General features: G+C 71.3%; 6 protein-coding genes and 2 tRNA genes. 5 read left to right on the forward strand and 3 right to left on the reverse strand.

Translation table 11 applies throughout. The annotated features are described in order from the left end of the window. Positions 1-6: 6 nt before the first annotated feature. The 3 genes from treZ to glgX form a co-directional block, all read right to left on the reverse strand. Positions 7-1,833, reverse strand: coding sequence for a malto-oligosyltrehalose trehalohydrolase (treZ, locus tag EL245_RS01290; RefSeq protein ID WP_126381366.1), 1,827 nt, complete (start codon positions 1,831-1,833; stop codon positions 7-9). Continuing rightward, positions 1,830-4,427 carry a malto-oligosyltrehalose synthase gene (gene treY / locus EL245_RS01295; protein WP_126381368.1) on the reverse strand — a complete coding sequence of 866 codons (2,598 nt, stop codon included), beginning with the start codon at positions 4,425-4,427 and terminating at the stop codon, positions 1,830-1,832. The genes treZ and treY overlap by 4 nt, the downstream gene beginning before the upstream one ends. Positions 4,428-4,496: 69 nt before the next feature. Next, positions 4,497-6,962: a glycogen debranching protein GlgX gene (gene glgX, locus EL245_RS01300; RefSeq protein WP_232009821.1), complete on the reverse strand. Its 2,466-nt coding sequence runs from the start codon at positions 6,960-6,962 to the stop codon at positions 4,497-4,499. Positions 6,963-7,081: 119 nt separating this feature from the next. On the opposite strand from glgX, the gene EL245_RS01305 reads away from it, so the two are divergent. The 5 genes from EL245_RS01305 (at position 7,082) to thrS (ending at position 12,012) form a co-directional block, all read left to right on the forward strand. Beyond that, a tRNA-Gly gene (locus EL245_RS01305) sits at positions 7,082-7,154 on the forward strand. A gap of 1 nt (position 7,155) precedes the next feature. Next, positions 7,156-7,227: transfer RNA gene (locus EL245_RS01310), tRNA-Val, on the forward strand. Positions 7,228-7,530: 303 nt separating this feature from the next. After that, positions 7,531-8,787 (forward strand): carboxylate--amine ligase, encoded by a 1,257-nt coding sequence (locus EL245_RS01315; RefSeq protein ID WP_126381369.1) that lies wholly within the window; start codon positions 7,531-7,533, stop codon positions 8,785-8,787. Beyond that, positions 8,784-9,827, forward strand: coding sequence for a lipid II:glycine glycyltransferase FemX (locus tag EL245_RS01320; RefSeq protein ID WP_232009822.1), 1,044 nt, complete (start codon positions 8,784-8,786; stop codon positions 9,825-9,827). The genes EL245_RS01315 and EL245_RS01320 overlap by 4 nt, the downstream gene beginning before the upstream one ends. Before the next feature lie 166 nt (positions 9,828-9,993). Next, entirely contained in the window at positions 9,994-12,012 is a 2,019-nt protein-coding gene (gene thrS, locus EL245_RS01325) for a threonine--tRNA ligase (protein ID WP_126381371.1), read from the forward strand.

Consider the following 12,012-nt stretch of genomic DNA (forward strand, 5'->3'; position numbering starts at 1 on the left):
GGACCGTCAGCTGCCCACTCGCAGCGCGAGCGTCTGCCCCGGGGGCAGGAGCTCGGCGGGGCCGGGCCGCCAGGCCGCCAGCAGCTCAGGCTCCTGGGCGTCGGGTAGCACGGTGGACAGCTCGAGGTCATCGTGTCCCAGGTTGACCACGACCACGAGGCGGTCGTCCTGGTCGGGCAGGTCGACCTCGAGGACGAGGGCGTCCCCGGTGTCCTGGGCGCGTGGCCACGACACTCCCGGGCCTCCCAGCGACAGGCGGCGGCGCAGGGCGGTCATCTGCCTGTACCAGGCGAGCATCCGGCTGTGCCCGGGCTGGTCCTGCTCGGACCAGTCCAGGACGCTGACCGTGCGGGTCGCCGGGTCCTGGGGGTCGGGGATCTGCTCGGCCTGCCAGCCGAAGTCGGCGAACTCCCGGCGGCGCCCGTCCCGGACCGTCGCCGCCAGGTCCTCCTCGGGGTGGTCGGTGAAGAATCGGAAGGGGCGTCGGGTGCCCCACTCCTCGCCCATGAACAGCATGGGGGTGTAGGGGCTCAGGAGCACGAGGGCGGCCTGGGCGGCGAGGGCGTCGTCGTCGAGCGTCGAGGAAGGCCGGTCGCCCAGGGCCCGGTTACCGACCTGGTCGTGGTTGGAGCCGAAGACGACGAAGCGCCGCGGGTCGGTGCCCTCGGGAACCGGCGCGCCCCACGCGCGCCCGCGGAAGGTGGACCACGTGCCGGCGTGGAGGAAGGCGCCCTGGGTCGTCGTGGCCCACGCCCCCTCCTGCGCGAAGTCCCCGTAGTAGCCCTGGGACTCGCCGGTCAGGCGGGAGTGCAGGGCGTGGTGGACGTCGTCGGCCCACTGCGCGGTCATGCCCAGGCTGGCCACGGCGGCCGGCGGGGCCTGGTCGGTGGCGGTGATGACCCCGACGTCGTTGAGGTCGGACTCCGCCACGAGGGACAGGGGACGGCCCAGCTCGGCGGAGAGCCCGGCCACCGCGTCGGCGAGCTCGGCCAGGACATGGCGAGGGGAGTCGTCGGCGATCTCGTGGATGGCGTCCAGGCGCAGGGCGTCGACGTGGAAGTCGCGCAGCCAGCGCAGCGCGGCGTCGATGACCCAGGCGCGCACCTGGGTCGAGCCCTCCTGGTCGTAGTTGACCGCCTCACCCCACGGCGTCGTGTGGGCGGCGGTGAAGTACGGGCCGAAGAGCCCCAGGTAGTTGCCCGACGGCCCCAGGTGGTTGTAGACGACGTCGAGGCACACCCCGATGCCGTGACGGTGGGCGACGTCGACGAAGCGGGCCAGCGCCTCGGGACCCCCGTAGGGCTCGTGGACCGCCCACAGGCTCACGCCGTCGTAGCCCCAGCCAGCGTGGCCCGGCACCGGGGCCAGCGGCATGAGCTCGACGACGTCGACCCCCAGCTGTGCCAGGTACCCGAGGCGCTCGGCGGCCGCCTCCAGGGTCCCGGCCGGGGTGAAGGTGCCCACGTGCAGCTCGTAGACGACCGAGCCGAGCAGGTCCATGCCCTGCCAGTGGGAGTCGGTCCACAGGTCCTCGTCCCACGAGGAGGTGTCGACCGTCCGTGAGGCGCCGTGCACCCCGTAGGGCTGCCACGGGCTGCGCGGGTCGGGGCGGTCAGCCGGGTCCTCGTCGAGACGCAGGGCGTAGTCGGTCCCTGGTTCCAGGGGCCGTGGGCTGACCCACCAGCCTCCGGGCCGGGGCTCCATGTCGATGAGCTCACCGCGGCCGGGCAGGTGGAGGGTGAGGCGTCGTGCCCGGGGAGCCCACACGGGGACCTGCGGGCCCAGGGGCAGGGCGGGGGAGCGCCAGGTGGTGGGGCCGGGGGCGGGGCTCATCGGCCCTCCTTGGCGGTGGTGGGGCAGGACGAGGCGTCCTCAGGACGGGCCAGGACGACGACGGGTGCGTCGCCGACGACCTCGGACAGGGGCCGGGCGCCGCCCTCGAGGTGGCGGCTGGACAGGACGTCGACCCAGCTGCCCTCGGGCAGCACGACGGTCTCCTCGCGCCAGCCGCCCAGCTGCTCGAGGCGCCGCGCCAGCCTGCGGGCGATGACGACCACCTTGGGCTGCTCGTCGAGCAGGCGGGCGAAGGCGAAGGCGAAGGAGGTGGTCACCGGCACGGCCCGGTAGCCCGAGCGCGGTCCGACGAAGACCTCGGGGAGGCGGGCGCGCAGGTGAGCCAGCCGGGAGGTCAGCACGAGCTTGTCCTCGTCGAGGTCGGCCGGGACCCGCCCGGCGCTCAGCTCAGCCAGGCGGCTGCTCAGCCCGTCCGGGCCGCTGTAGTCGACCGGTCGGCGGTTGTCAGGGTCGACCAGGGACGTGCGGGTGGTCTCGGTGCCCTGGTAGACGTCCGCCACACCGAGCCAGGTCATGGCCAGCGCCTTGCTCACGAGCACCGTCGTGCGCGCCGCCCGGGCCGTCAGCGCGCTGAATGCCTCGATGTGGGAGGCGACCTGCGGGTCGGTCAGCAGGAGCGCGGCGTAGTCCTTGAGGGCCTGCTCCCGTGCGGTGTCCGGCTCTGTCCAGGTCGTCCAGGTCTTCTGCTCCCTCGACGCCTTGACGAGGTAGGCGCCCAGGCGCTCGGCGGTCATGGGGTCGGCTGAGTCCGGCGCCCACGTGCCCCACAGGGTCTGCCACAGCAGGTTCTCGGTGCGCCCGTCGAGGTCGACGGGGCGGGCGGCCGCGGTCGCCGCCCGCAGACGGTGGACGAGGTCGACCCACTCCTGGGCGTAGGCCGACAGGACGTTGAGGCGGGCGCGCACGTCCTCACCGCGCTTGGTGTCGTGGGTGGTCGTCGTGACCATCGTCGTGGGCCAGGCGTCCTGGACCCTGTCGGCCCAGGCGTGGGCCTCGTCGGCGCTCAGGGCGAATCCTGCGGGGTTGCCGCCGACCTCGGTCAGGCTCGTCAGGTGCGTCCACCGGTAGAAGGCGGTGTCCTCCACACCCTTGGCCGTCACCGCCCCGCAGACCTGCTGGAAGCGGATGACGGCCTCGGTGCGCTCGGTCGAGTCGGCCAGGCCCTCGGAGCCCACCGGCTCTCCCAGGAGGATCGCCACGACGAGGTCGAGCGTCTCGTGCTGGTCGTCCTCCAGGCGCAGGCGCGCCCGTTCGGCGTCGGCGCGCAGGACCGCCTCCTGCTCGGGGTCCGGGGCGTGACCGGGCACGACGTAGGCGCGGTAGCGCTCGGCCGCCACGAGGAGCTCGACGAGACAGGCCCGCAGGTCCCGGAAGGTGTGGTCGCGCAGGCGCACGTCCCTGGAGATGAGCGCCTCGACCAGGCGTGCCAGGCGGTCGACCTCCGCCGCCAGGGAGCCTGCGATGACCTCCCTCTTGGCGCTCTCGACGACGCGCTCGTACTCCACCGGTCCCTCGCCGGTCAGCTCGTGCATGAGGGAGCCCAGCGGCGCCGCCCCGGCCGGGTCGACCTGGAGCTGGTCGATGCGCCAGGTGGCGTCGTAGCCGGTCGTGCCCGCCACGTGCCAGCTGACCGGGAGCGGCTCGTCGGGGGCGAGGATCTTCTCGGCGGCGATCCACGCGCCGCCGGAGGCCTGCGCGAGCCGGTTGAGGTAGCCACCGGGGTCGGCCAGTCCGTCGGGGTGGTCCACCCGCAGCGCGTCGACCACCCCGGCTCCCAGCAGGTCGAGGACGAGGCCGTGGGAGCCCTGGAACACCTCGGGGTCCTCGACCCGGATCGCCGCCAGGGTGCCGACGTCGAAGAAGCGACGGTAGTTGATCTCCTCGTCGCCGACCTTCCAGTAGGCCAGGCGGTAGTGCTGGCGCTCGACGAGCACGTGCATGGGCAGCGACTCGGTCCCCTCGGCCACGGGGAAGACGTGGTCGAAGTAGCGCAGCACCCACTGCTCGCCCCGCTCGGGCTCGGTGGGCACGACCATCCGGTCCAGGACGAGCTCCTCGTCGGCCAGGACCTTCCCGATGCGTCGGCCGAGCACGGGCATGAGGATCGGCTCGTCCAGGGCGACGTCGAACCAGTCGGCGTAGGGCGAGCGGGGGCCGTCGCGCAGGACCGACCACAGCTGGAGGTTGTGCCACCCGGGAGTGGGCACGGCCATGTGGTTGGGCACGATGTCGACGACGACGCCCATCCCCGCCTCGTGCGCGGCGGCGGCCAGGGCCTCCAGACCCGGGCGTCCTCCCATGACCTGGGAGACGGTCGTGTGGTCGACGACGTCGTATCCGTGGGTCGAGCCCGGTGCGGCGGCCAGCACGGGGGACAGGTAGAGGTCGGTGACCCCCAGCTCGGTGAGGTAGGGCAGGAGCGCCCGGGCGTCGTCGAAGGTCATGGACCGGCCCATCTGCAGGCGGTAGGTGGTCACCGGGGTGCGGCGGCCGGGTGCCGGCACGTGCCTGGTCCACGGGGCGTAGGTGGTCTCGTCAGGGTTCGGGCTCGGTGCGCTGGAGGAACGGGGCACTGCTCTGCTCTCGTCGTGGGCTTGTCCGGTGCCGGAGGCGTCAGGGGTGAGCGCGGCACCGAGGTGCGGTCAGGAACTGGTCGGTCTCACAGGTCGCTCGACGGGTGCGGGCTCGCTGGACACGGTGGCCGCGGGCTCGGGAGCCTCGACGGGCGAGGGCACCTCTAAGGGCGGCTCGGCGGGCTGCTCGGAGGGTAGCGGGACGGGGGCCGGGGAGGGGTCGGTGTCCTGGCCCTCCTGGGGCACGTCCCCGGGGACGGGCTCGGACGCGGTGTCCACCGACAGGAGGAAGACCATCGAGTGGGCCTCGACGGTCGTCGCGGCGCCCGCCTCGATGACCTCCCGGGCGGCGGGGCCGGCCGGGGCGGTGTCGAGGGCGGGCGACCAGGCGGGGGAGTAGTCGGCGCCGGGCAGGGTGAAGACGAGGTCGTCGTCGCTGGCGTTGATGAGGACGAGCACGGAGTCGTCGGTGACGCGCTCCCCGCGCTCGTCGGGCTCGGCGATCGCGTCGCCGTTGAGGAAGACCGCCATCGCGCGGGCGTACCAGGTCCCCCAGTCCTCGTCGGTCATCCGCACGCCCGAGGGCCCGAGCCACTCGATCTCGTCGAGGTCGGACTCCCCGCCGTGCCCCGCCTCGCCGGAGAAGAAGCGACGGCGGCGCAGGACCGGGTGGTCGCGGCGCAGGGCGATGAGGCGCGAGGTGAAGTCGAGCAGGTCCTCCTGCTCGCTGCTCAGGTCCCAGCTGACCCAGGAGATCTCGTTGTCCTGACAGTAGACGTTGTTGTTCCCGCCCTGGGTGCGGCCCATCTCGTCCCCGTGGCTGATCATCGGCACGCCCTGGCTGAACAGGATCGTGGCCAGGAAGTTGCGCACCTGGCGGTGCCGCAGGTCCCGGACGTCCGGGTCGTCGGTGGGTCCCTCGACGCCGCAGTTCCACGAGCGGTTGTTGGAGTCGCCGTCCGCGTTGCCCTCGCCGTTGGCCTCGTTGTGCTTGTCGTTGTAGGACACGAGGTCCGCCAGGGTGAAGCCGTCGTGGGCGGTGACGAAGTTGATGCTGGCCACCGGGGTGCGCCCCGAGTGCTGGTAGAGGTCGGACGAGCCGGTGATCCGCGAGGCGAACTCGCCCAGCGTCGAGGGCTCTCCTCGCCAGAAGTCGCGCACGGTGTCGCGGTACTTGCCGTTCCACTCGCTCCACAGCGGCGGGAACCCGCCGACGTTGTAGCCGCCCTCGCCCACGTCCCAGGGCTCGGCGATGAGCTTGACCTGGGACAGGATCGGGTCCTGGTGGATGATGTCGAAGAAGGCGCTCAGCTTGTCGACCTCGTGGAACTGCCTGGCCAGCGTGGAGGCCAGGTCGAAGCGGAAGCCGTCGACGTGCATCTCGGTCACCCAGTAGCGCAGGGAGTCCATGATGAGCTGGAGCACGGCGGGGGAGCGCATGAGCAAGGAGTTGCCCGTGCCGGTCGTGTCGAAGTAGTAGGCCTCGTCGTCGTCGACCAGCCGGTAGTAGGCGGCGTTGTCGATGCCTCGGAAGGACAGGGTCGGTCCCATGTGGTTGCCCTCGGCGGTGTGGTTGTACACGACGTCGAGAACGACCTCGATGTCGGCCTCGTGGAAGGCCTTGACCATCGTCTTGAACTCCTCGACCTGCTGGCCGTGGGTCCCGTGGGCGGCGTAGGCGTTGTGCGGGGCGAAGAAGCCGATCGTGTTGTATCCCCAGTAGTTCGACAGCCCCCGGTCCTGCAGGTGGGTGTCGTTGACGAACTGGTGGACGGGCATGAGCTCGATGGTGGTCACGCCCAGGCGCGTGAGGTGGTCGATGACCGCGGGCTGGGCCAGGCCGGCGTAGGTGCCCCGCAGCTGCTCGGGGATCAGTGGGTGGAGGCGGGTCATGCCCTTGACGTGCGCCTCGTAGATGATCGTGTTGTGGTAGTCGTGCTTGGGCGGCCTGTCATAGCCCCAGTCGAAGAAGGGGGAGATGACCACCGAGCGCATCGCGTAGGGCGCGGAGTCCTCCTGGTTACGGCGCTCGGGGGCGGTGAAGTCGTAGGAGTACAGCGCCTGGGAGGAGCTGACCTGGCCGGTGATCGCCTTGGCGTAGGGGTCGAGCAGGAGCTTGGACGGGTCGCAGCGGTGTCCCGAGGCAGGGTCGTAGGGGCCGTGGACGCGGTAGCCGTACTGCTGGCCGGGGCGCACCATCGGCAGGTAGCCGTGCCACACGTCGGCGTCGACCTCGGTGAGCAGGACGGTCTCCTCGCGGCCGTCCTCGTCGAACAGGCACAGCTCGACCGCGTCGGCCACCGAGGAGAAGATGGCGAAGTTGGTGCCCGACCCGTCATAGGTCGCGCCCAGGGGGTAGGGCCGTCCCGGCCAGACCCTGTGCGAGGAGGTGGTCCGCGGCGTGGGCCAGGCGGGGTCCTCCGTCCCGTCCGAGGCCTGCGGGCCGCCCGAGGACCCGCCCTGGGGGTCGGTGCCGGTGCGTGGACCGCAGGGCAGGACGTCGGGGTCGGTCGACGAGGATGACGAGGTCTGCATAGGAACACTCTGCCACGGCCGAGCCGCCCGTGAGCGAGGTCATCGTCCCGCGTCGGCTGCGGATTTGGCCGCCCCCTGGGGCCTCTGCTAGGTTTTTCCCGCGCCCGCACGGGCGCGACGCGGATGTGGCTCAGTTGGTAGAGCATCACCTTGCCAAGGTGAGGGTCGCGGGTTCGAGTCCCGTCATCCGCTCGGGCGATTGGCGCAGCGGTAGCGCGCTTCCCTGACACGGAAGAGGTCACTGGTTCGATCCCAGTATCGCCCACCGCAGGATCAGGCGATCCACGGTCAGATCCACGGTCAAGGGGCCGACAGCCGTACACGGTTGCCGGCCCCTGGCGCGTGCGCCGACGCGAGGCCGCGGCGGGTCGGCCTGCGGGGCGAGCCCCGTGCGGTGAAGTTCATTCCTGAGGATGAACTGTGAGCACTAGCAAGCGGTTAGGTTTGGCTCTGGGCTCGATGCGTCATGCTGAAGAGTCCGCACAGTCCGCACGCTTCGCAGCCTCCGACGAGCCCGCCTTCGTCGTCATCCTTGGTCGAGCACATGAGAAAACAGGAGTTCCTACGCATGAGGTCGTCCTCCCCCCGGGGCCGTCGCCCAGGGCTCCTGCCGGTCGTCATCGGCGGCGACATCGGCGCCTACGCCCTGGCGCGCCAGCTGCACGACGCCACCGGACAGCGCGTCCGGCTGCTGGCACCCGCACCGATCGAGGCCATCACGCGCAGCGTCTACATCGACGTCGAGCGGGTCGGGGCCGATGAGCGGGCCGTCGTGGACGCGCTGCGCCGCCTGGGGGAGGGCAGGCCCGCGCGCAGCGCCGTCGTGCTGGCCAACACCGACGCGCTGGCCTCCGTCCTGGCACGCCACCGTGGCGAGCTCGAGCCTGTCTACGCCGTTCCCTTCCCGTCGCCGGAGGTCATCGACGACCTGTGTGACAAGGCGGTCTTCGCCGAGGTCTGTCGGACCCAGGGGGTGCGCACCCCCGGGCAGGTCGTCGTCGACTGCTCCCGGCTCGAGGCCGAGGACCCCCGCATCGACCTGCCCTTCCCCCTCGTGGCCAAGCCCGCCGTCGGCGCCCACTGGGACGCGGTGAGCTTCCCGGGCAAGCGCAAGATCTACCTCATCGACACCCCCTCCGAGCTGTCCGCCCTGTGGGGGCAGCTGCGCGGAGCCGGCTATCGCTCGTCCTTCGTGGTCCAGGAGAGGATCCCCGGCCCTGACGACGCGATGCGCTCGGTGACCCTCTACGTGTCCAGCGGGGGAGAGGTCACGCTCGTGGCCTCGGCGCGGGTCCTCCTCGAGGACCACAGCCCCACGATGATCGGCAACCCGGTGGCGATGATCACCGAGCCGCTGCCCGAGCTGTGGGAGGCCTCCTCGCGTGTGCTCGCCGCGGTGGGCTACCGAGGCTTCGCCAACCTCGACGTCAAGGTCGACCCCCGTGACGGCCAGCCGGTCTTCTTCGAGGTCAACCCCAGGATCGGACGCAACTCCTTCTACGTGAGCGCCGCCGGGGTCAACCCCATGGAGGTCATGCTCCGTGACCTTCTCGACGGGAGCGCAGGGCCCCGCCGCGAGGCGCGAGCCGAGGTCCTCTACAGCCTCGTCCCCCGTCACCTGCTCCTCCACCAGCTGACCGACCCGGCCCTCAGACGCAGGGTGGCGCGCCTGGCCCTCCGGGCGGTCGACCCCCTCCTGGACCCGGTGGAGACCTCCGTGCGGCGGCGTCTCGTGATCACCGCCCAGAAGCTCAACCACGACCTGAAGTTCCACCGCCACCACCCCCGGCGGATCCGCCCGACACGACGAACGAGGACCCGATGACCACGGTACGACCCGACGAACGCCCCGAGGTCCTGCGCAGGGCCACCGCCAAGGAGATGCGCATCGCCATCGGCTGCACGCCCACGCCGGTGGAGCAGACGGAGGCCTGGCAGGCCTTCGAGGCCTCGCAGGGCCGCTCCCTGTTCGGGCGCTACGTCTACGAGCTCGAGGGCAGGCCCGTGGCCGCCATCGCCCTGTACCGCTACGAGGCCGCCGGCCAGCCCTACGTGTGGGCCAAGCACGGACCGGTGTGGCTCAAGGAGCAGTCCCCCGAGCGTGAGGCGCACCTGCGCAGCCTGCTGCGCCAGGAGGTGCGCAGCCGCGAGCCGAGGGTCGTGTTCATCCGCATGCACGCCCGTTACCGCGCCCGCGACACCCGCGAGCTTCTCTCGACGATCGCCTACGACCGCACCTACGTCATCGACCTGCGCCCCCGGGACCCCGACCGGATCGCCGAGATCATGCCCAAGGACGGCAGGCGCGCGGTGAGGCGGGCGCAGAGGGTGGCCGAGGGCGCCGGCTGCGTCATCGCCGAGGAGACCGGACTGGACCGTCAGGCCTTCGAGGAGGTCTACGAGGTCATGGTGGCCACCGCCGTGCGCGACGGCTTCAGGCCTCACCCCTGCCAGGTCTACTGGGACATGCTCCAGTCCCTGGGCCCGTCCCACGCGCGCCTGTTCGTCCTGCGGCGCGACGGCGTGCCCCACGCCTGGGACCTCGTCACGGTCGTGGGGCGTCACGCCGTGGCCTACTACGGTGCCTCCTCCGACGAGTCGCGGACCTTCCGCGGCGCCGAGGCCCTCGACTGGTTCGTCGCCAGGACCCTGGCCGCCGAGGGATGCGAGGGCCTGGACCTCATGGGCGCCGACTCCGCCAGGGTGCCCGAGCTCTACAGCGTGGGCCAGTACAAGAAGCGGTACGCCCGGCACGCCACGGAGGTCGACGGCGCCTGGGACGTGCCGGTCCACCGGCTGCTCTACAGCGCCATGGTGCGCGCCCGCCGGGCGCGCTGGGCCCTGCGCAGGCGCTTGGGCGTCTAACGAGCCGCCGGCAGGGTCCGGGAGGGTCTGGGAGGGTCCGGAAGAGTGAGGTGTGCCCCGGCCCTCGCCCACCGGCCACGGGGCGGGCGTGCCCTGTGGGTAGACTCCTGGGGCAGGCGGGCGCACCCGTACAGCCCCCGCGTTACGAGACATCAGGAGAAGACTCATGCCATCCCAGCCCACCATCGAGATCGTCGTCGACGGCGCAGCGCGCAGCATCGAGGCGGGCACGACGGGCACCGCCCTGTTCTCCTCCGAGGCGGGCGTCGTGGCCATGAGCGTGTACGGGCAGCCCTGGGACCTCGACCGCGAGCTGCCGGCAGGCGCCGACGTGTCGCCCATCACCCTCGACAGCCCCGTGGGCCTCGACATCCTGCGCCACTCGACGACCCACGTCATGGCCCAGGCCGTCCAGGAGATCTTCCCCGACGTCAACCTCGGGATCGGCCCGTTCATCACCGACGGCTTCTACTACGACTTCGGCAACATCGAGGCCGTCACCCCCGAGCTCCTCAAGGAGGTCGAGAAGCGGATGAAGCGGATCGTCAAGGAGGGGCAGACCTTCCGGCGCCGGGAGATCAGCGAGGACGAGGGCCGCGCCGAGCTGGCGGACCAGCCGTACAAGCTCGAGCTCATCACCACCAAGGGCAAGGGCGCTGAGGCCGCCTCCGTCGAGGTCGGTGCCGGGGGGCTGACCATGTACGACAACGTGCGCCGCGACGGGACCGTTGCCTGGACCGACCTGTGCCGTGGCCCCCACCTGCCCTCGACCCGGCACATCGGGACCGGTTTCGCCCTGACCAAGTCCTCCTCGGCCTACTGGCGCGGCGACCAGTCGGGCGACTCCCTCCAGCGCGTCTACGGCACCGCCTGGCCCACCAAGGACGAGCTGCGCGCCTACCAGGAGCGCCTCAAGGAGGCCGAGCGTCGCGACCACCGCCGCCTGGGCGCCGAGCTCGACCTGTTCTCCTTCCCCGAGGAGCTCGGCGCGGGACTGCCCCTGTTCCACCCCAAGGGAGGCGTGCTCAAGCGGGTCATGGAGGACTACGTCCGTCAGGCCCACATCAGCAACGGCTTCCAGTACGTGGGCACCCCCCACATCTCCCGCGAGGAGCTCTTCCACACCTCGGGCCACCTGCCCTACTACGCCGACGGCATGTTCCCCCCGATGGACGACGACGGTCAGGCCTACTACCTCAAGGCCATGAACTGCCCCATGCACAACCTCATCTTCCGCTCCCGGGGGCGGTCCTACCGTGAGCTGCCGCTGCGGCTGTTCGAGTTCGGGACCGTCTACCGCAACGAGAAGTCCGGCGTCCTGCAGGGCCTGACCAGGGTGCGCTCGATCACCCAGGACGACTCCCACTCCTACTGCATGCCCGAGCAGGCGCCCGACGAGGTACGCCACCTGCTCACCTTCGTGCTCACCGTGCTCAAGGACTTCGGCCTCGACGACTTCTACCTCGAGGTCTCCACCCGCGACGAGGACGGCACGAAGAAGGACAAGTTCATCGGCACCGACGAGCAGTGGGCGCAGGCCAGCGAGATCCTGAGCCGCATCGCCCAGGAGTGCGCCCAGGAGCACGGCCTGCGCGTGGTCGACGACCCCGGGGGCGCGGCCTTCTACGGCCCGAAGATCTCCGTGCAGGCCAAGGACGCCATCGGGCGGACCTGGCAGATGTCGACCATCCAGTACGACTTCAACCAGCCGCACCGCTTCGGCCTGGCCTACACCGCGCCCGACGGCACCCACCGCGAGCCCGTCATGATCCACTCGGCGAAGTTCGGCGCCATCGAACGTTTCATCGGCGTGCTCACCGAGCACTACGCCGGAGCCTTCCCCGCCTGGCTCGCTCCGGTCCAGGTGCGACTGGTGCCGGTGGCGGACGCCTTCGACGACTACGTCAGCGAGGTGGCCCAGGCCCTGCGTGAGCGCGGCGTGCGGGTCGAGACCGACCTGTCCGACGACCGCTTCGGCAAGAAGATCCGCAACGCCTCGAAGGACAAGATCCCCTTCACCCTCATCGCCGGGGGGGAGGACGCCGAGGCCGGCGCGGTGTCCTTCCGCTTCCGCGACGGCGAGCAGTCCAACGGGGTCCCGGTCGCCCGCGCCGTCGAGCACATCGTGCGGGTCATCGAGGAGCGGGTCAACGACCCGGCAGGGGAGAAGCTGCCCCGTGACTGA

Source organism: Actinomyces howellii (genome assembly GCF_900637165.1).
GTDB lineage: Bacteria > Actinomycetota > Actinomycetes > Actinomycetales > Actinomycetaceae > Actinomyces > Actinomyces howellii.